Genomic DNA, 19,012 nt, shown 5'->3' with positions numbered 1-19,012 from the left:
CTGTCACGCACCGACCCGTTATCGCCTGCCACGTTGATCCGCGTGAATTTCAAGGGGAATGGCTGACAGGGCGGTGCGGCTGCGGCGGTGTGTTTCATTTCACACCGGGAATTTGCTGGCGCTAACATTCGATCGACACGGCCCCTGGGGCGTTTGGAGGAGCTGACCATGGCTCAGACGGTGAAAATCATCCTGGAAGACGACATCGACGGCGGCGAGGCGAACGAGACGGTCCGTTTCGGTCTCGACGGCGGCCAGTACGAGATCGACCTCAGCTCGGAGAACGCCACCAAGCTGCGGGACGCGCTGCGCCCCTACGTGGCCGCGGGTCGTCGGGCATCCGCCAAGGGCACCCGCAGCACCGGGACCACCACCCGTCCCAACCGCTCCGGGAACCCGGAGACCCCCAAGATCCGCGCGTGGGCCAAGGAGCAGGGTCTGCAGGTCTCGGACCGCGGCCGGATCCACCAGGACATCCAGGACAAGTACTACGCGGCGAACGGCAAGTGAGTTCCACGCGCCACCGCGAGAATTAGCTTTTCACGCGGCGCGGACCAGTGGGGTTCGCACCGCGGCGGTAATCCCGCAGCAGCGGCCGGAATACGCCAGTGAGGCGTGTTCCGGCCGCTGCCGTCTTGGGCCCCGTGTGCCCGGGGACCGGCGGGGCGGGGGGGTTAATCGGGGGGAATTCCGCTGTGAGCCGGACACCGTGCGCCAGCGGCGAACAGTGCCCAACGCGGAGATTCAGGTGCCTAACATCGGTGGCAGAGATCAATGAAGGAGTATCCATGTTCGAACGCTTCACCGACCGTGCCCGCAGGGTGGTCGTGCTGGCCCAGGAAGAGGCCAGGATGCTCAACCACAACTACATCGGCACCGAGCACCTGCTGCTCGGCCTGATCCACGAGGGGGAGGGCGTCGCCGCCAAGGCCCTCGACTCCATGGGCATCACGCTGAGCGCGGCACGCGAGCAGGTCCAGGACATCATCGGCCCGGGCCAGCAGGCGCCCTCGGGTCACATCCCGTTCACGCCGCGCGCCAAGAAGGTGCTGGAGCACTCGTTGCGCGAGGCGCTGCAGCTGGGACACAACTACATCGGCACCGAGCACATCCTGCTGGGCATCATCCGTGCCGGCGAGGGCGTGGCCTCCCAGGTGCTGGTCAAGCTCGGGGCGGATCCCGCCAAGGTCCGTTCCACGGTCCTGGACCTCATCTCCGGCTACCAGTCCGGCAACGCCGGGGGCGAGAAGGAAGCGGCCGGGGTCGGCAGCGGCGGCCGCGCGGAGGGGACCCCCGCGGGCTCCGCCGTGCTGGACCAGTTCGGCCGCAACCTGACCGCGGCGGCGCGCGAGTCCAAGCTGGACCCCGTCATCGGGCGCTACCGCGAGATGGAGCGCGTCATGCAGGTGCTCTCCCGGCGCACCAAGAACAACCCAGTGCTGATCGGTGAACCCGGCGTGGGCAAGACCGCCGTGGTCGAGGGCCTCGCCCAGGCCATCGTGCGCGGGGACGTCCCCGAGACGCTGAAGGACAAGCAGCTCTACACGCTGGACCTCGGCTCCCTCGTGGCCGGTTCGCGCTACCGCGGTGACTTCGAGGAGCGCCTGAAGAAGGTGCTCAAGGAGATCCGTACCCGCGGGGACATCATCCTGTTCATCGACGAGATCCACACCCTGGTGGGTGCGGGTGCCGCCGAGGGCGCGATCGACGCCGCCTCGATCCTCAAGCCCATGCTGGCGCGCGGCGAGCTGCAGACCATCGGCGCCACCACGCTGGACGAATACCGCAAGCACATCGAGAAGGACGCCGCCCTGGAGCGGCGCTTCCAACCCATCCAGGTGGACGAGCCCTCCGAGGCCCACGCCGTGGAGATCCTCAAGGGGCTGCGGGACAAGTACGAGGCCCACCACCGCGTGTCCATCTCGGACGACGCCCTGGAGGCGGCCGTGAGCATGTCCGCGCGCTACGTCTCGGACCGTTTCCTGCCGGACAAGGCCATCGACCTGATCGACGAGGCCGGTGCGCGGCTGCGCATCAAGCGCATGACCGCGCCGCCCGAGATCAAGGACCTCGAGGAGCGTATCTCGAAGACCAAGGCGGCCAAGGAAGCCGCGATCGAGGGTCAGGACTTCGAGAAGGCCGCGTCCCTGCGCGACACCGAGCAGAAGCTCATCGCCGAGCGGGACGAGAAGGACAAGGCCTGGCGCGAGGGTGACGACCAGATCTCCGAGGTCACCCCCGAGGTCATCTCGGACGTGCTCTCCGCGTCCACGGGCGTGCCCGTGTACAAGCTCTCCGAGGAGGAGTCCGGGCGGCTGCTGCACATGGAGGACGAGCTGCACAAGCGCGTCATCGGGCAGAACGAGGCCATCAAGGCCCTGTCCCGCTCCATCCGGCGCACCCGTGCGGGCCTGAAGGATCCCCGCCGCCCGGGCGGCTCGTTCATCTTCGCCGGCCCCACCGGCGTGGGCAAGACCGAGCTGGCCAAGGCGCTGGCGGAGTTCCTCTTCGGTGACGAGGACGCCCTGATCACCCTGGACATGTCCGAGTACCAGGAGAAGCACACCGTCTCGCGGCTCTTCGGTGCCCCTCCGGGGTACGTGGGCTACGAGGAGGGCGGGCAGCTAACCGAGAAGGTCCGCCGCAAGCCGTTCTCGGTGGTGCTCTTCGACGAGGTCGAGAAGGCCCACCAGGACCTGTTCAACTCGCTGCTGCAGATCCTCGAGGACGGCCGTCTGACCGACTCGCAGGGCCGCGTGGTGGACTTCAAGAACACGGTGATCATCATGACCACCAACCTGGGCACCCGGGACATCTCGCGCACCGTTCCGGTGGGCTTCCAGGCCAGCGGGGACGCCGCGACCTCCTACGACCGCATGCAGGCGAAGGTGCAGGAGGAGCTCAAGGAGCACTTCCGCCCCGAGTTCCTCAACCGCGTGGACGAGACCATCGTGTTCCCGCAGCTGAGCGAGTCCGAGATCGTGCAGATCGTGGACCTCTTCGTCGCACGGCTGCAGCAGCGGCTGCGTGAGCAGGACATGTCCATCACGCTCACCGATCCCGCCAAGCAGCTCGTGGCGAAGAAGGGCTACGACCCCGCCATGGGCGCCCGGCCGCTGCGCCGCACCATGCAGCGGGAGATCGAGGACCAGCTATCGGAGCGGATCCTCTTCGGCGAGATCGCCTCGGGCGAGAAGATCACGGTGGACGTGGCGGGCGAGGGCGACGACGCCGCCTTCACCTTCTCCTCCACGCCCATGTCCGAGCTGTCCGACGAGGAGATCCGGGAGATCGAGAGCACTCCCACCCTCTCGGACAACGACGACAGCCAGTCCGGCAAGGACGTTCCGCGGTCACCGCACACCGGCGGTGACACCGGAGGGGGAGCGGCGCAGGCACAGGCCTGATCCTCCCCCGCGGCGGGCCCGGCAGCGATCCAGGCGCCACCGCGGCACACGCGAGCGGGCGGCGTCGTGGACCACAGCGGTTCACGACGCCGCCCGCTCGCGTGTCCGGTGGGTCCCCCCCCCGGGTGCCGGCACGTTCCACCCTGGTGCCCCGGTGCCCGCAGCCCGCGGCGTCGGTGCGCCCGCCCGTTCCGCGCCTGCCCCCGCGCGGATCGGGTGCAAGGCGCCGGCAGCGTGGGGTGTGCGGGCCGGGCGGCGGGCACCGCGTACAGTCGTGGGCATGTCAGAGATCCACATCCGCCCGGCCCGGACGTCCGACGTCCACGGGATCAAGGAGCTCGTGGCACCCATGGCCGCCGAGCGCATCCTGATCACCAAGGACACCGTCACCTACTTCGAGAGCATCCAGGAGTTCGTGGTCGCGGAGAACGGCGCCGGAGATCTCGTGGGGTGCGGTGCGCTGCACGTGATGTGGGAGGACCTCGCGGAGGTGCGCACCCTGGCCACGTCTCCCGCCGCGCGCGGTCACGGGGTGGGCACCCGCATGCTGCGCGAGTTGCTGGAACGGGCCGGGCGGCTGGGGGTCAACCGGGTGTTCTGCCTCACGTTCGAGGTGGAGTTCTTCGCGGCCCACGGCTTCGAGGTCATGGCCAACCAGGAGACGATCCCGCCCGAGGTGTTCGCCGAGCTGCTGCGCTCCCACGACGAGGGTGTGGCCGAGTTCCTGGACCTGGCGCGGGTCAAACCCAATACACTGGGCAACACCCGCATGATCCGCTCGCTCACCGGGGAAGGCTGACGCCCTCACCCTCGAGGCTTGCCAGCCCGTCCCGCACCAGTCCGGTGAGTGCCCGTTCGCGCTGCTCCACGGGCGCGCTCAGCCGCCACAGCGCAGTGAGACGCTCGACGACCACGTCCGGCGGGGCCGCGTGGCCCGCCGCCAGCTGTTCTGAGCCCGCACGGTCCGTGAGCAGCAGGGGCCGCGCCACCGGCTCCTCGGCGGCCCGCAGCACCGCCATGATGGCACCGCGGACCTGCCGGTCCGTCCCGTGCCAGGACTGCCCCCGGGGGGCGTTCTCGGCGGGGGGTTTCCCGGCCGCGACCCACGCGCAGGCATCCCGCACGGGGCACTCCTCGCAGCGCGGCGCGCGCGCCGTGCAGACCAGCGCACCGAGCTCCATCACCGCCTGGTTCCAGGCCACGGACTCGGCGACGTCCTCGGGCAGTGCGCTCTCCGCACATCTCGTCTCCGCGGCGGTGAGGGAGCGGGAGGGCAGGGCCCGGCCCGAGAACAACCGGGCCTCGACCCTGCGGATGTTGGTGTCCACCACGGTGTGGCGCTGCCCGAAGGCGAAGACCGCCACCGCGGCCGCCGTGTACGCGCCGATGCCGGGCAGCGCCAGCAGCTCCGCGTGGTTCCCGGGGACCTCTCCCGCGTGCTCGTCCCGGATGCGCTGTGCGGCGGCATGCAGCCGCAGTGCGCGCCTCGGGTATCCCAACCGGTCCCACGCGCGCACCACGTCCGCCGGGGGCGCCCCCGCGAGATCGCCCGGGGTGGGCCACCGCTGCTGCCACCGGAGCCAGACGGGCAGGACCCGCGTCACGGGGGTCTGCTGCAGCATGATCTCGCTGACCAGCACGCCCCACGCGGTTCGTTCCGGTGCCCGCCAGGGCAGGTCCCGGCAGCTCCGGCGGTACCACTCGATCACGGCGCGGTGGACGTCCCGCAGGGGACGCTGCGCACGGGGTTCGTCGTTCGGGTTCATCACCGACCACGGTAGCGTGGAGACCATGTCTTCCCACGGTTCCGAGCGGCACGATCCACCCGCGTCCCCCGCCGATCACGACGACACGGAGGCCAGACTTCCCGAGCACGTCTACCGCCGACGCCGCCTGGTGGCCCTCGCGGTCGTCGTGCTGCTGGTGCTGGCGCTCGTGTGGGCAGTGGTCGCGGGGGTGCGGGCCGTGACCGGCGGGGGCGGCCCGGAAGCGGACGAGCAGGCGGCCGCCCGGGAACCCGGGCAGACCGCGCGGGCGAGCACCGATCCCGAGCACAAGTTCGCGGACTTCACACCCCGCCCCACGCCGTCGGGCTCCGGCTCCGCCGCGCCGTCGGCGTCGCCGAGCGCGAGCGCCACGGCCACCCCGGAGTGCGGGGGCGAGCTGTCCGTGACGGCCTCCACCGACAAGGAGAGCTACCCCGCGAAACAGGAACCGGTGCTCGCCATGACCCTGGAGAACACCGGGGAGCACCCGTGCACGGTGACCACCGGGGGCAAGCGCATGGCCTTCGCGGTCGTGTCCGGGCAGGACACCGTCTTCGACTCCCGGCACTGTGCGGCGGAAGGCGAGGACCGCAAGATCACCCTGGACGCGGGCCATAAGGAGACCGCCCGGCTGATGTGGAACCGCACCCGCACCGCGGAGGGCTGCCCCGCGGGCCAGGCGGAGGCCCTCCCGGGGTACTACAAGCTCACCGCGTCCCTGGGGGACGTCACCGGCCCGGAGGCCGCGTTCGTCCTGGAGTGATGCCGGTGGGACGCCGTGAGCCGCGGGCGGGAGCCCTGCGAGCCGCGCGCCGCCGCTTCCGGCGCGGAACCGGTCCGGGGGATCACATGAAGCGGTCCAGCAGGCTGGTCTCGGCCATGCGGGACAGCGATTCGCGCACGGTGCGGGCGCGCTGCTCACCGATGCCCTCCACGGACATCAGGTCCTCCAGGTTGGCCGCCATGAGGGACTGCAGGCCGTCGAACTGGGACACCAGCCGCTTGGCCACCGCCCCGGGCATGGACTTGATGCCCTCCAGGAGGCGGTAGCCGTGCGGATGCAGATCCGTGTCCAGGTTGCCCTGGGGGCCGGAGAGGCCCGCGGCGAGGGCCACTTTCTGCAGATCGATCAGTTCCGCGGGGGAGAGCTCCGCGAGCTGGTCCAGCGAGCCGGCGATGACCTCGGGCGCGGTGGCGTCCGGGAGGTAGTCGCGCAGCACCACGTCCGGGCCGGGCCCCGTTCCTGCGGTGAGTTCCTCCAGCTGCAGGGAGATCAACCTCCCGTCCGCCCCCAGCTCCAGGACGTACCAGCTGATCTCCTCCGAGATCCTGCGCACCATCTCCATGCGCTGCAGGGTCAGGGCCACGTCCCGCGCCGTGACCGCGGCCTCGATCTCGAGGGCGGACAGGCTGCCCAGCACCTGCTCCAACCGGTTGCTGTAGTGCTCCAGGGTCTGCAGGGCCTGGTTCGCCCGCGCCATGATGGCCTGTGAGCCCTCGATCGCGTAGCGGTACTCGTCCTTGTAGATGGTGATGACGCTCATGGACTGGCTCACGGAGATCACGGGCACGCCCGTCTGCTTGGCGGTGCGCTCCGCGGAGCGGTGGCGCGTGCCGGACTCCTGGGTGGTGATGGCGGCGTCCGGCATGAGCTGCACGCCGGCCTTGAGGATGCGCGTGGCGTCCTTGTCGCACACGATCGCGCCGTCCATCTTGGCGAGCTCCCGCAGCTTGGTGGGGGTGAACCCCGTGTCGATGTCGAAGCCACCGGAACACAGCGACTCCACGGAGCGGTCGAAACCGAGCACGATGAGCGCACCGGTGCGTCCCCGGAGGATGCGCTCCAGCCCCGTCCGCAGGTCCGTGCCGGGGGACACCCTGGCAAGGGTCTTCCGGAGAGCAGATTCGCGCGTTTTCACCACGGCCTCATTCTACGGGCGGCGGGTTCGCCCACTGACGGTGGCGCACCGCCCGCCGGGGTGTGGTGGGGCATGCATCCACCCAGGTCCGAGCGCACCCGGTGGTCCCCGGGGTGCCTGGCGTCCGGGGTGTCAGCCCTGGCGCGGAGGGAAGAGCAGTTCCATGGCCTGGCCCACCGTGGTGACCTCACGGACCGAGAAGCCCGGGGGGATCTTCCCGGGGCCGTCGGGCGTGGCGGGGACCACGGCGTGGGTGAAGCCCAGCCGTGCCACCTCCTGGATCCGCCGGTTGATCTCCGGAACCGGGCGCACCTCACCGGCCAGGCCGATCTCCCCGAAGCACACGAGCCGCTGGGGCAACGGCCGGTCCTGTGCCGCGGAGGCCAGAGCCATGCACACCGCGAGGTCCGTGGCCGGCTCGGTGAGGCGAACGCCTCCCACCGTGGAGACGTAGCAGTCCATGGCGGCCAGGGCCACACCGGCTCGGCGCTGCAGGACGGCGAGCAGCATGGCCACCCGGGCGCTGTCGAGCCCCGCGGTGGCCCGGCGCGGCTGTGCGGTGCTGGACTTGTCCAGCAGCGCCTGGACCTCGGCCAGCAGGGGTCTGCGGCCCTCCACCGTGACGCTCAGGCACGTGCCCGCCACCGGTACGGGCGTGCGGGAGACGAACAGGCCGGAGGGGTCCGAGACGGAGCGGATGCCGTTCTCCTCGAGGTCGAAGCACCCCACCTCGTCCGTGGGCCCGAACCGGTTCTTCACGGCCCGCAGCAGCCTGATGCGGGAGTGCTTGTCACCCTCGAACTGGCACACCACGTCCACCAGGTGCTCGAGCAGCCGGGGGCCGGCGATCGAGCCCTCCTTGGTCACGTGGCCCACGAGCAGGGTGGTCATGTTCCTGGTCTTGGCCGCGTGGATCAGGCTCGCCGCGACCTCGCGCACCTGGCTGACGCCGCCGGCGGAGCCCTCGATCTCCGGGCTGGCAAGGGTCTGCACGGAGTCGACGATCAGCAGGTCCGGAGACAGGGCCGCCACCTGGGCCAGGGCCACGGAGAGATCGGACTCCGCCGCGAGGTAGAGGGTGTCCGTGAGCGCGTTGATGCGCTCGGCGCGCAGCTTCACCTGCGCGGCGGACTCCTCGCCGGTGACGTACAGCACCGTGCGGGGCCTGCCGCCCCCCGCCGCCTGCGCACCGCCCGCCACCTTGGCGGCGGCGTCCAGCAGCAGGGTGGACTTGCCCACGCCGGGCTCACCCGCGAGCAGGATCACCGCACCCGGCACCAGGCCACCTCCCAGCACCCGGTCCAGCTCCGGGACGTGCGTGGGGACGAACCGGGCGAGGGAGGAGTCGACCGCAGCGATGGGCTGCGCGGGAGTGGTCACCGTGGCGGCCGCACGGGTCCGGCCGTGCTCCTGCTCCGCGCCCATCTCCTGCACCGTGCCCCAGGCCTGGCACTCGCCGCAGCGACCCACCCACTTGGCCGTGGTCCAGCCGCACTCCGTGCACCGGTAGGTCGTGGACTGCTTGCGGGTCTTCGTCGCCATGGCCCCACCGTAGGAACCCGCTCCGACGCGCATAAGCGCCGTGCGGCGTCGTCGTGGGGGATCAGCGGCGCCCGAGTGCCGGCAGGTGCCTGACGGCGACGTCGTGGGTCACGCCGGCCGCCTCCAGCAGGTCCACCACCATGGGCCGCAGCAGCAGCACGAGGGCCTCCCCCTCCATGGTGCGGATGCCCATGGTGCCGGGCTCGAGGCGCTCGGCCACGGAGAACAGCTCGTTGCGGGTCTGGCGCAGGTAGCTCTCACGGCTCTGCACGTGGCTCTCCCCGAGGGCGTGACCGAAACTCAGGACGGCGTCGGAGAGGTCGGAGAGGGCCTCGGACAGGGAGGTGATGGCCTCGTCCGCCAGGGTCACGCGGTTGAGCACGGACGCGAGCCGGCGGGCGAAGACCCGCGAGTTGCGCACCGCGAGGTCCAGGTACCGGATGCTCTCGCTGAGCTCGTCGATCTCCCGGCGGTGGCGCCTGTGCAGCGGGGACGCGTGGACGATCTCGCGTGAGCCGGTGAGCCCGGTGCGCACCGAGTCCACGAGCGGCTGGGTCTGCCGGCCGCGCACGAGGGCGTGCCACGCGAGGCGGGCGTCCGTGTCCGCGACCGCGCGCGAGCAGTCCGCGAGCATGCGCGTGAACTCGTCGATCAGCGCTCCCAGGTCCTGGCGGGGTTCGCGCCGGGGGTCCTGGGGCACCACGTACGCGAGCAGCAGCGCGCAGAGGCACCCCACCACGGCGTCGAAGGAGCGGGCGAAGACGCCGTCCTGGGACGGGGGGAGCAGGACCACCAGGACGGACTGCAGCCCCATCTGGGTGGTGAAGATGGCGCCGTTGTCCAGGAACCGGGCCAGCAGCAGGGACACCAGCAGCACCACCACGGCCTGCCACTCACCCGGTCCGAGCACGTGGATCAGCAGATCCCCCATGATGATCCCCAGGGTGCATCCGAGGGAGACCTCGAGGACGCGCCGGTAGCGCAGCCCGCCCTTGGCGTAGCCGAGCGAGACGAGGGCCGCGGTGGCGGCGAAGATCGGTCCGTGGTGGCCCAGCAGCCGCTCCGCGATGATGTACGCGCCCACGGCCGCCACTGTCATCTGCACGGCCTGGAAGAAGCCCGAGGTCACGCGCGTCCATCCCGTGCGGCTGCGCCGGGACGCCAGGCGGGTGACGGCACGGAGCCGGGAGCGTGGGGGAGCTGCTTCCGAGGACGCCATGAGGCCATCCTAGGCGCGCCGCTCGCGGGGCCGGGGCGGTGCGCCGGGCCCGGCACACCGCCCCGGCCCCACCGGGGGAGTCCGTGGTCCCGGAGGTTGTTAATCACCCGTTCACCTTCCCGGCCGAATCTGGCAACATCTGCTCCCTACTGTGAGCGCCGGGCGCGCTGCGAGTGCAGTGTGGATGAACGCCGGACTGCGGCGTCGACACCCCGCCGGGTCCGCCGGCACACGCTTTCGAAGGAGAAACAGTGAAGGTTTCGCATGTGGGCCGCTCGGCCGCAGTCCTGGCCATTGGTGCCCTCGCCCTGACCGCTTGCGGTTCCGACAACGCCACCGGCAACGGCGGCGGCGGGGACAAGAAGGAGAGCAGCGGTGTCTCCGGCACGCTGACCGGCATCGGCGCCTCCTCCCAGCAGGCCGCCATGACCGCCTGGCAGAACGGCTTCCAGTCCTCCAACAGCGGCGCCACCATCCAGTACTCCCCGGACGGCTCCGGAGCCGGCCGCAAGGCGTTCCTGGCCGGCGGTGCGAACTTCGCCGGCTCGGACGCGTACCTCTCCGAGAAGGAGCTCCCGGAGGCCAAGAAGCAGTGCGGTGACGCCGGCGCCATGGACCTGCCCGTCTACGTCTCCCCGATCTCCGTGGCCTTCAACCTGCCCGGTGTGGAGTCCCTGAACCTGGACGCCCCCACGATCGCGAAGATCTTCAAGGGCGAGATCAAGAAGTGGAACGCCGAGGAGATCAAGAAGCAGAATCCGGACGCCAAGCTCCCGGACACCGCGGTCACCGTGGTGCACCGCAGCGACGACTCCGGCACCACCGAGAACTTCACCGAGTACCTCAGCAAGGCGGCCCCCAAGGACTGGACCGACGAGCCGGACCAGGCATGGCCCTCCAAGTACGCGGCCGAGAACAACAAGGGAACCTCCGGTGTGGTCTCCACGACCTCCGGCACCGAGGGTGCCGTGACCTACGCGGACTCCTCCGCGGTGGGTGACCTCGGCACGGCCGCCATCAAGGTGGGCGAGAACTACGTCAAGCACTCCCCGGAGGCCGCGGCGAAGGCCGTGGAGGTCTCCAAGCAGGTTGAGGGCCGCGGGGAGCACGACATGGCGATCGACATCGCCCGTGACACCCAGGAGGCGGACGCCTACCCGCTCGTGCTGATCTCCTACCACGTGGTCTGCTCCCAGTACGACTCCAAGGAGACCGCGGACCTCGTGAAGGCGTTCGAGACCTACGTGGTGTCCGAGGACGGCCAGAAGGCCGCCGCGGACTCCTCGGGCTCCGCGCCCCTGAGCCAGTCCCTGCGGGACAAGGCCAAGGCCGCGGTGGACTCCATCTCCGCCAAGGGCTGAGCCACTGCCTGACCGGTGACTGCGGCGTCGGCGCCTTCCGGGCGTCGACGCCGCAACCACGCACGCACGAGTTCTACGCGCCACGTCCTGGGCCGGACGGTGACCACCACCGGCTCGCACCACACCTGATCGAAGGGACCGGTTCATGTCCACCACCGTCAGCACACGGAAACCGGGGACCGAGTCGTCCGCGGCCGGCCGTGCCGGTGACTCCATCTTCTCCGGACTCAGCCTGGCCGCAGGCATCCTGATCTTCGCGGTCCTCGCGGCCGTGGCACTGTTCCTGCTGCTGCAGGCGGCACCCACCTTCGGCGCGGCACCCGCGGACGTCACCGGCGGCAAGGGGTTCTTCACCTACATCTGGCCCCTCATCGTGGGGACGCTGATCGCCTCGGTGATCGCGCTGCTGATCGCCACCCCCATCGGGATCCTGGTGGCGCTCTACATCTCGCACTACGCGCCGGCGAAGATCTCCAACCCGGTGGGCTACGTGATCGACCTGCTGGCCGCCATCCCCTCCGTGATCTACGGGGCGTGGGGGGCCACCGTGCTCGCGCCGGCGCTCGTGCCCCTGTTCACGTGGCTCAGTGAGCACGCGGGGTTCATCCCCTTCTTCTCCGGGCCCGCGTCCCAGACCGGCAAGACCATGTTCACGGCGGGAGTGGTGCTGGCCATCATGATCCTGCCGATCATCACGTCCATGTCCCGTGAGATCTTCACCCAGACCCCCAAGCTCCACGAGGAGGCCGCGCTTGCCCTGGGGGCCACCCGGTGGGAGATGATCCGGATGTCCGTGCTGCCGTTCGCCCGTCCCGGCATCATCTCCTCGATCATGCTGGCCCTGGGGCGCGCACTCGGTGAGACCATGGCGGTGGCCCTCGTGCTCTCCTCCGGGCCCATGATCGCCTCCCTGCTCAAGTCCGGCAACCAGACGATCGCCGCGGAGATCGCACTGAACTTCCCGGAAGCCTACGGCCTGCGGCTGTCCGAACTGATCGCGGCCGGTCTCGTGCTGTTCCTCATCACCCTGGTGGTCAACATGATCGCTCGCGCCATCATCGCTCGCTACAAGGAATTCTCGGGGGCCAACTGATGTCCACGTCCACCACGAATCCCGGTCTCTCACCCGTCCGGCAGTCCAAGCTCACCAGGGGTCAGCGGCCCAAGTGGCTGATCCCCGTGGTCGGGCTGGTCGCCGTCGTGGCCGGTGCCGCGCTCGCGGCACTCATCGGCTTCAGCGTGGCCCTGTGGGCGCTCTTCGCCGCAGTCATCTTCCTGATCGCGGGCCCGGTGGCCGTGGGCCTCATCGAGGGTTCACGCGCCGGTGCGGACTCGCTCATGACCTTCCTGGTCTACGCGGCCTTCCTGCTCGCGGTCATCCCGCTGATCTCGGTGATCTGGACCGTGCTCGCCAACGGCGTGCCCGGTCTGACCTCCAACATGCTGCTGACCTCCATGAACGGGATCACCGGCTTCCAGGACAACAAGGCGGACGCCCCCGGGGACGTCATGGGCGGCGCCTACCACGCGATCGTCGGCACCGTGTCCATCACGTTCTGGGCCACGCTGATGTCTGTCCCCGTGGGACTGCTCACCGCCATCTACCTGGTGGAGTACTCCCAGGGCGGCTGGCTGGGCAAGGCCATCACGTTCTTCGTGGACGTGATGACGGGCATCCCGTCCATCGTGGCGGGTCTGTTCGCCGCGGCCCTGTTCGGCATGATCTTCGGCCCGTCCACCCGCACCGGGTTCGTGGCAGCGGTGGCGCTGACCGTGCTGATGATCCCCACGGTGGTCAAGAACACGGAGGAGATGCTGCGCATCGTGCCCAACGAGCTGCGCGAGGCCTCCTACGCGCTGGGCGTGCGCAAGTGGCGGACCATCATCAAGGTGGTGATTCCCACGGCCATCTCGGGCATCGCGTCCGGTGTCACCCTGGCCATCGCGCGCGTGATCGGTGAGACGGCGCCCCTGCTGGTCACGGCGGGTTTCGCCACGGCCATCAACTGGAACACGTTCTCGGGGTGGATGACCACGCTGCCCACCTTCATCTTCTACCAGATCATGAACCCGACGTCGCCCACGAACCCGGACGCGTCCCTGCAGCGGGCCTGGGCGGCGGCGCTGATCCTCATCATCATCGTGATGCTCCTCAACCTGGTGGCGCGACTGGTCGCGAAGGCCTTCGCTCCCAAGACCGCCGGCCGCTGAGCACTCACCGATCCACCTGAGCTAAGGAACAACAACCATGTCGAAGCGCATTGACGTCGAACACCTCAACGTCCACTACGGCGATTTCCTGGCGGTCCAGGACGTCAGCATGAACATCGAGCCCCGCTCGGTCACCGCCTTCATCGGCCCCTCGGGCTGCGGCAAGTCCACGTTCCTCCGCACGCTCAACCGCATGCACGAGGTCATCCCGGGTGCCTACGCGGAGGGCAGGGTGCTCCTGGACGGGGACGACCTCTACGGCAAGGGCGTGGATCCCGTGACCGTGCGGTCCATGGTGGGCATGGTCTTCCAGCGCCCCAACCCGTTCCCCACCATGTCCATCCGGGACAACGTGCTCGCCGGCGTGAAGCTGAACAACAAGCGGATCTCCGGCTCCGAGGCCGACGAGCTCGTGGAGAGCTCGCTGCGCGGCGCCAACCTCTGGAACGAGGTGAAGGACCGGCTGGGCAGACCCGGTTCCGGGCTCTCGGGTGGTCAGCAGCAGCGCCTGTGCATCGCCCGCGCCATCGCGGTCAAGCCGGACGTGATCCTCATGGACGAGCCCTGCTCCGCGCTGGACCCGATCTCCACTCTCGCGATCGAGGACCTGATCAACGAGATCAAGACCGACTACACCGTGGTGATCGTCACGCACAACATGCAGCAGGCCTCGCGCGTCTCGGACAAGACGGCGTTCTTCAACATCGAGGGGACGGGCAAGCCCGGCCGTCTCATCGAGTACGCGCCCACGTCCGACATCTTCAACACTCCGCAGAAGAAGGAGACCGAGGACTACGTGTCCGGCCGTTTCGGCTGACCGGGGGCCGCGTCCCGCCCCCGCGCGGGCCGCGATGTTCCACGACGGTGCCACCGCGGCGTGTCCGCGGTGGCACCGTCGCGGGCGGGAGCGGGCGACGTCGCCCGCACCGGTTCGCCGCGGCGTCGCCGGGTTGAGGTCAGGCCGCGGGCGCGGGGAGGAGCGGGGAGACCGCGAGGAACAGGACGCCCGAGACGACACCGCACACGGGCACGGTCAGCAGCCACGTGCCGATCACGCGGAGCAGCGTGGCGTGGTAGACCGTGCGGAACCGCTGCGCCGAACCGGCACCCAGGATCGCGGCTGTGCTGGTCTGCGAACTGGACAGGGGGACGGGGGAGAAGAAGCCGCCCAGGAACAGCAGGGCCCCCGAGACCGTCTGGGCGATCGCCCCGCGGAGGGGATCCAGCGTGACCACGCGGGACGCCAGGGTGTAGGAGATCCGCCAGCCCCCCAAAAGCGTGCCGAACGCCAGACACAGTCCCACCAGGACGGGGAGCCACACGGGCATGCTCTCGCGGGAGATGCCCGATCCGGCCGTGATCATGAGCACCAGCAGGATCCAGAGCGTGCGCCGGGCGTGCTGGATGCCGTGTCCGAAGTGGATCGCCACGGCGCCCGTGGCCTGGACCACCCCCGCACGGAAGTTCACGCGCCCGGGTGTCTCGTGCTGCACCAGGTGGACCAGGGGGATGACCAGCAGGAAGGCCGCAGCGAACGCGATCACCGGGGAGACGAGCAGCGGGGCCAGGACGTTCCAGGAGAAGTAGGGCCCCAGTGCCACGTGGTCCCGGTACAGCCCCACGGCCCGCGCGCCCAGCAGCGCACCCACCACGGCACCCCCGATCGCGGCCGTGGAGGAGGCCGGCATGCGCCACCACCACGTGAGCAGATCCCATCCGATGGCGGTGAGCAGCGCGCACAGCAGCACGGTGATTCCCACGTCGCCGAGCGGCAGGGGGATCTCGAAGGTGATCATGCGTTTAAGGACCAGCCCCACCAGCAGCGCACCCACCATGTTGAAGACCGCTCCCGTCCACAGCGCCACGCGGGGGGTGAGCGCGTTGAAGCGGACGGGCAGGGCCACCGCGTTGGAGGCGTCGTGGAATCCGTTGACCACGGTGAAGACCAGGGTCAGGACGATGCCCGTCGCGGCCAGCAGCTCGGTCATGGCGGCTCAGTACTCCGTCACGAGGATCCGGCCCACCTCGGCGGAGACCTGGCCCAGCGCCGCCGCGGCGTCGAAGAGCTGCTGTGCCGTGTCCATGCGGCGGATGGCCTGGGCGGCCTTGTGGTTCTCCAGCAGGTCGGCGCGGTAGGCCCGTTGGGTGCGCTCGGTCTGACGGGTCAGGCGCATCATCTCGAACCAGTAGTCGTCGAGCTCGTCTAGGCTGGCCAGCCGTCCCATGGCCTTGGTGGTCATGTGGGCCATGTGCTGGATCACGGCGAGCTGGTCGGTGGCGTGGGGACTGGGCCGCTCCACCCGGTACTGCCGGTGGAACTCCGCGCAGGCCACGAGGCTCTGCACGGCCTTCAGCAACCAGTGGCCCAGGACGTAGACGTCCTGGCGGGGGATGGGCACCACGTACGAGGAGCGCGTGGTGGTCATCAGGGAGAAGTAGAGGTTGGTGCACCGGTCCTCGGTCTCCAGGAGGTCACCGAGGGGCTGCTCCCACACGTTGTCGGCCTGTCCGATGTGCTCCGAGAGCTGTTCCACCACGGTGCTCACGCACTGGGACATCTGGACCAGCAGGTCCGTGATGCGCTCGTCCTCCGGGAAGATCCGAAAGGCCATCCGTTCGTCTCCTCGGTTTACGAGCCGGTAAGTTTCGGCGTCCTGCTACCGAACGAAAGTTAAGGAGAACGGCATCTGCGCAGGAGTGAGGACAAGGGGGGCGGTGCCGGACCGGGAGCGCCTCTCGGCGGAAGGCCGCTCGTAGCGGCTAAATGATGGAGCCCGGGGCTGCCACGGCCCGACACCTGTTCCCATCGTAACGCCGGCCCCCCGAGAGGCTCCAACTGGTCACGGCTCGGCGGGGCCCGTGAGCGGCGGGGATCACTCCAGGTGACCGCGGCGCCAGGCCTCGGCGGCGGCGTCGAGCTCGTCGGCGGTGCGCAGCAGCCGCGGGATCCGCTCCCAGGGGTCCCGCACGCTCAGCCCGGAGACGTCCAGGGTCTGCTCCTGGCCCACGGCGACCACCCGGGAGAAGGCTGCGAAGCGCTCCAGGGCGACGTCGAACTCCCCCTCGAAGGCGCCGGAGAGGATGGCGTCCGCGACCTCGCAGATCTCCTCCGCGCCCGGAGGGTCCGCGACCCCCGCGACCACGTGCGAGACCTGGGCCGCGTGGCGGCCCGCCGCGAACCACCGGCTCATGCGGTAGGAGTCGCCGCGCGCGGCGGCGCGCAGGGCGTAGAGCCGCCACAGGGCCCCGGGCAGGGAGACCGCGGGGGCCTGCGCCCACATCTCGGCGATCCCCTCCAACCCGTGCTCGTCCGTGAGACGGACGAGGCGCGCGCGGACCCCGGCATCCTGGGATGCGCGGCCCCGTGAGACCAGGGCTCGGGCGGCCAGGTGCGCCGCCTCGGACACGCGCGCCGGGTCCGTGCCGCCCTCGTGGGCCTCGAACTTCTCCGGGGAGAACTTCACGGGTGAGTGGTGGGTGCGGCGTTCGGACATGCGCCCGAGTGTACGCCGCGCCCCGGACGCGCCCCCGGGGACGACGGCGCCCGGGTCAGTCCGCCGTGTACGTCTCCCCGGCCTGCTGGCGCCAGCGCTCCTCGATGCGCAGCATGGCCTGCTGGCCCACCGCGCGCCACCAGCGCATGGCCAGTGCAGGGTCCCCCTCCTCGATCCGCGTGATGGCCTCCGGTGACAGCCGGCGCGCGGTCACGTGGGTGAGGGCGGTGAAGGTCACGAGGTAGCGCAGCTCGGTGCCCAGGGCGATCTCACCGAAGCTCATCCCGGGGCCGATCACCTCGAGCTCCACGCGGTCGCCCTGGGGTGAGCGCCGGGAGACCTCCACACTGCCCGAGGTCACCATGAACACGCCGTTGAACTTCTGCCCCGTGCGCAGCAGCGTGGACCCGGCATCCCACTCCACGGCCTCCGTGTGCTCCCGGATGCGGCGGACGTCCTCCTCGTCCAGGGAGCTCAGCAGCTCGGAGCGCGTGGAGTGCACGTTGTCCGGCATGCACTCGGCGTCCCCGAACTGCTCCAGGATCCTGTCCTCCGCCCATGTGAGCGCCTCCGCGCGGGTGGCGAAGACGGTCATGGGGTGCTCCAGCCCCCGCGTGTGCTCGCTGCTCTTCTCCGCGATGAGCACCACGTGGTGCCCGGTGCTCTCAACCTGCTCCGCGGCGCGGCCGAGCATGGGGATCACGAAGCGGGCCATGTCGTCCACCTGGCGGATGTCCACGAGCACGTAGCGGGACTTCCTTGCGGCCTCCCGGACCGTGCGCACGGCGGTCTCCGCACCGGCGAACCGCAGATCGCCCTGCAGCTCGATGATCCGGGCGTCCTCGCCGTGGTGCTCGAGGACCTCCGTGGCGGCTTCGTTGCGGCGCACCAGGGACGGCGCCTCGGCGAGCGTGTACTCCGAGCGCACCGTGGAGTGCCCGTTGCGCTCGGTGCGCGCGAAGTGCAGGTCCAGGTCCTTGGTGAGCCGTTCGCATGCGGCCACGCCGCGCACGGAGTTGCCGTGGCGGTCCAGGGGCGGGGAGAACACCGCGACCGCGAGCTGCCCCGGGAGCACGGTCACCACGCCGCCGCTGACACCGGACTTGGCGGGCAGGCCCACGCGCAGCGCCCAGCGCCCGGCGTCGTCGTACATGCCGCACGTGCTCATCACGGACAGCACGTCCGAGACCACCTCGGGTTCCAGCGCGCGCTCGCCCGTGACGGGGTTGCGTCCGCCCGCCGCCAGGGTCGCCCCCATGCGGGCGAGGTCCACGCAGTTGAGCATCACGGCGCACTGACCGAAGTAGTCGTCTAGTGCGCCGGTGGGATCGCCCTCGATGATCCCGCGGGACGTGAGCAGCCAGCCGAGCGCGCGGTTGCGGTCCCCGGCGCGGCGCTCCTGCGCCTGGATGTTCTTGTTGATGCGCAGCCGACGCCCGGCGCACGCGGAGTACAGCCGCAGGATCCGTTCCATGCGCGTGCCGTGGGACGTGTTGCGCACCAGGGACGTGGCGGCGATCGCACCGGCGTTGATCATGGGGTTGGACGGACGCCCGGTGTCCGGCTGCAGCGAGATCTCGTTGAACGCGTCGCCGCTGGGCTCCACGTCGATCTTCTCGAACACGCCGTCCGAGCCGCGGTCCGTGAGCGCCTGCGCGTATGTGAACGCCTTGGAGATGGACTGGATGCAGAACTCGTGCTTGGTGTCCCCGGCCTGGTACAGCGCGCCGTCCACGGTGGCCACCGCGATGCCCATGGTCGAGGGGTCCGCGGCCGCGAGCTCCGGGATGGAGCTGTTCACCGCCCCGCCCTCCACGGAGCGCAGGTCCGCCACCACGCGACGCAGGTACTCCGTCACGGGGGAGGGGCCCAGCTTGGACATGGGGACGGTACTCATGGGTGTTTCCTCGGGGATCGGCGGGCCCGCCCGGAGGCCGTGCGTCACGGCCGTCCGCGGTGCGGGTTCTCGTCCTCCAGGGTCCCACATCCCCGGGCCCCGTCCGCGCGATGGGCCCGGTCACCGTGCGGGCGGCTTCCAGCCCCGTTCCCGGGCTCTCACACCGTTGTGGTCCGCGGTGTGCGACGACGCCGCA

16 protein-coding genes are annotated in these 19,012 nt (G+C 70.3%); 8 read left to right on the top strand and 8 right to left on the bottom strand.

Translation table 11 applies throughout. From position 1 onward, the window contains the following. Positions 1 to 168 precede the first annotated feature (168 nt). From C1C97_RS10575 to C1C97_RS10565, 3 genes are all read left to right on the top strand, one after another. Entirely contained in the window at positions 169 to 510 is a 342-nt protein-coding gene (locus C1C97_RS10575; protein ID WP_110920257.1) for a histone-like nucleoid-structuring protein Lsr2, read from the top strand. A gap of 278 nt (positions 511 to 788) precedes the next feature. Further along, positions 789 to 3,407 (top strand): ATP-dependent Clp protease ATP-binding subunit, encoded by a 2,619-nt coding sequence (locus tag C1C97_RS10570; RefSeq protein ID WP_110919364.1) that lies wholly within the window; start codon positions 789 to 791, stop codon positions 3,405 to 3,407. Positions 3,408 to 3,687: 280 nt separating this feature from the next. Beyond that, positions 3,688 to 4,206, top strand: coding sequence for an amino-acid N-acetyltransferase (locus C1C97_RS10565; protein ID WP_199712248.1), 519 nt, complete (start codon positions 3,688 to 3,690; stop codon positions 4,204 to 4,206). Here C1C97_RS10565 and C1C97_RS10560 read toward each other — a convergent pair. Beyond that, positions 4,190 to 5,173: an HhH-GPD family protein gene (locus C1C97_RS10560; protein WP_233542887.1), complete on the bottom strand. Its 984-nt coding sequence runs from the start codon at positions 5,171 to 5,173 to the stop codon at positions 4,190 to 4,192. The two genes, C1C97_RS10565 and C1C97_RS10560, sit on opposite strands and share 17 nt — an antisense overlap. Before the next feature lie 25 nt (positions 5,174 to 5,198). Here C1C97_RS10560 and C1C97_RS10555 point away from each other — a divergent pair, with 25 nt between their 5' ends. After that, on the top strand, positions 5,199 to 5,936 hold the full coding sequence (locus tag C1C97_RS10555; protein ID WP_121031754.1) for a hypothetical protein: 738 nt from the start codon (positions 5,199 to 5,201) through the stop codon (positions 5,934 to 5,936). A gap of 82 nt (positions 5,937 to 6,018) precedes the next feature. On the opposite strand, the gene disA is transcribed toward C1C97_RS10555, so the two are convergent. From disA to C1C97_RS10540, 3 genes are all read right to left on the bottom strand, one after another. Next, entirely contained in the window at positions 6,019 to 7,095 is a 1,077-nt protein-coding gene (gene disA, locus C1C97_RS10550) for a DNA integrity scanning diadenylate cyclase DisA (RefSeq protein ID WP_110919362.1), read from the bottom strand. A 129-nt stretch (positions 7,096 to 7,224) separates the two neighbouring features. After that, entirely contained in the window at positions 7,225 to 8,634 is a 1,410-nt protein-coding gene (gene radA, locus C1C97_RS10545; protein WP_121031894.1) for a DNA repair protein RadA, read from the bottom strand. Between the two features lie 61 nt (positions 8,635 to 8,695). After that, positions 8,696 to 9,853 (bottom strand): FUSC family protein, encoded by a 1,158-nt coding sequence (locus C1C97_RS10540; RefSeq protein ID WP_110919361.1) that lies wholly within the window; start codon positions 9,851 to 9,853, stop codon positions 8,696 to 8,698. Positions 9,854 to 10,104: 251 nt separating this feature from the next. Here C1C97_RS10540 and pstS point away from each other — a divergent pair, with 251 nt between their 5' ends. The 4 genes from pstS to pstB all read left to right on the top strand — a co-directional run bounded on the left by pstS (position 10,105) and on the right by pstB (position 14,242). Further along, positions 10,105 to 11,214, top strand: coding sequence for a phosphate ABC transporter substrate-binding protein PstS (gene pstS / locus C1C97_RS10535; protein WP_110919360.1), 1,110 nt, complete (start codon positions 10,105 to 10,107; stop codon positions 11,212 to 11,214). A gap of 145 nt (positions 11,215 to 11,359) precedes the next feature. Then, complete coding sequence (gene pstC / locus C1C97_RS10530; protein WP_121031752.1) at positions 11,360 to 12,307, top strand: phosphate ABC transporter permease subunit PstC; 948 nt, start codon at positions 11,360 to 11,362, stop codon at positions 12,305 to 12,307. Next, positions 12,307 to 13,425 (top strand): phosphate ABC transporter permease PstA, encoded by a 1,119-nt coding sequence (gene pstA, locus C1C97_RS10525; protein WP_121031750.1) that lies wholly within the window; start codon positions 12,307 to 12,309, stop codon positions 13,423 to 13,425. Before pstC ends, pstA begins: the two co-directional genes overlap by 1 nt. 37 nt (positions 13,426 to 13,462) lie before the next feature. Then, entirely contained in the window at positions 13,463 to 14,242 is a 780-nt protein-coding gene (gene pstB / locus C1C97_RS10520) for a phosphate ABC transporter ATP-binding protein PstB (protein WP_121031748.1), read from the top strand. A 139-nt stretch (positions 14,243 to 14,381) separates the two neighbouring features. Here the strand turns inward: pstB and C1C97_RS10515 are convergent, their stop codons facing one another. The 4 genes from C1C97_RS10515 to glsA all read right to left on the bottom strand — a co-directional run bounded on the left by C1C97_RS10515 (position 14,382) and on the right by glsA (position 18,816). After that, positions 14,382 to 15,413 carry an inorganic phosphate transporter gene (locus C1C97_RS10515; protein WP_110919356.1) on the bottom strand — a complete coding sequence of 344 codons (1,032 nt, stop codon included), beginning with the start codon at positions 15,411 to 15,413 and terminating at the stop codon, positions 14,382 to 14,384. Between the two features lie 6 nt (positions 15,414 to 15,419). Continuing rightward, positions 15,420 to 16,037 (bottom strand): hypothetical protein, encoded by a 618-nt coding sequence (locus tag C1C97_RS10510; protein WP_121031746.1) that lies wholly within the window; start codon positions 16,035 to 16,037, stop codon positions 15,420 to 15,422. 261 nt (positions 16,038 to 16,298) lie between these two features. Further along, entirely contained in the window at positions 16,299 to 16,919 is a 621-nt protein-coding gene (locus C1C97_RS10505) for a hypothetical protein (protein WP_121031744.1), read from the bottom strand. A 55-nt stretch (positions 16,920 to 16,974) separates the two neighbouring features. After that, positions 16,975 to 18,816, bottom strand: coding sequence for a glutaminase A (gene glsA, locus C1C97_RS10500; RefSeq protein ID WP_121031742.1), 1,842 nt, complete (start codon positions 18,814 to 18,816; stop codon positions 16,975 to 16,977). Positions 18,817 to 19,012: the final 196 nt, after the last annotated feature.

The organism is Kocuria tytonis, from assembly GCF_003226895.2.
Lineage (GTDB): Bacteria > Actinomycetota > Actinomycetes > Actinomycetales > Micrococcaceae > Kocuria > Kocuria tytonis.
Note: the sequence above shows the minus strand (reverse complement) of the source record. Positions and strands in the feature narration are given on the sequence as shown.

Excerpts from the sequence above, each read along its gene's own strand:
- C1C97_RS10570 (WP_110919364.1), top strand. The coding sequence starts at position 789 with ATGTTCGAACGCTTCACCGACCGTGCCCGCAGGGTGGTCGTGCTGGCC.
- C1C97_RS10555 (WP_121031754.1), top strand. The coding sequence starts at position 5,199 with ATGTCTTCCCACGGTTCCGAGCGGCACGATCCACCCGCGTCCCCCGCC.
- C1C97_RS10505 (WP_121031744.1), bottom strand. The coding sequence starts at position 16,919 with ATGTCCGAACGCCGCACCCACCACTCACCCGTGAAGTTCTCCCCGGAG.
- pstB (WP_121031748.1), top strand. The coding sequence starts at position 13,463 with ATGTCGAAGCGCATTGACGTCGAACACCTCAACGTCCACTACGGCGAT.
- C1C97_RS10560 (WP_233542887.1), bottom strand. The coding sequence starts at position 5,173 with ATGAACCCGAACGACGAACCCCGTGCGCAGCGTCCCCTGCGGGACGTC.
- C1C97_RS10510 (WP_121031746.1), bottom strand. The coding sequence starts at position 16,037 with ATGGCCTTTCGGATCTTCCCGGAGGACGAGCGCATCACGGACCTGCTG.
- C1C97_RS10540 (WP_110919361.1), bottom strand. The coding sequence starts at position 9,853 with ATGGCGTCCTCGGAAGCAGCTCCCCCACGCTCCCGGCTCCGTGCCGTC.
- radA (WP_121031894.1), bottom strand. The coding sequence starts at position 8,634 with ATGGCGACGAAGACCCGCAAGCAGTCCACGACCTACCGGTGCACGGAG.
- glsA (WP_121031742.1), bottom strand. The coding sequence starts at position 18,816 with ATGAGTACCGTCCCCATGTCCAAGCTGGGCCCCTCCCCCGTGACGGAG.
- C1C97_RS10575 (WP_110920257.1), top strand. The coding sequence starts at position 169 with ATGGCTCAGACGGTGAAAATCATCCTGGAAGACGACATCGACGGCGGC.
- pstC (WP_121031752.1), top strand. The coding sequence starts at position 11,360 with ATGTCCACCACCGTCAGCACACGGAAACCGGGGACCGAGTCGTCCGCG.
- C1C97_RS10565 (WP_199712248.1), top strand. The coding sequence starts at position 3,688 with ATGTCAGAGATCCACATCCGCCCGGCCCGGACGTCCGACGTCCACGGG.
- pstA (WP_121031750.1), top strand. The coding sequence starts at position 12,307 with ATGTCCACGTCCACCACGAATCCCGGTCTCTCACCCGTCCGGCAGTCC.
- C1C97_RS10515 (WP_110919356.1), bottom strand. The coding sequence starts at position 15,413 with ATGACCGAGCTGCTGGCCGCGACGGGCATCGTCCTGACCCTGGTCTTC.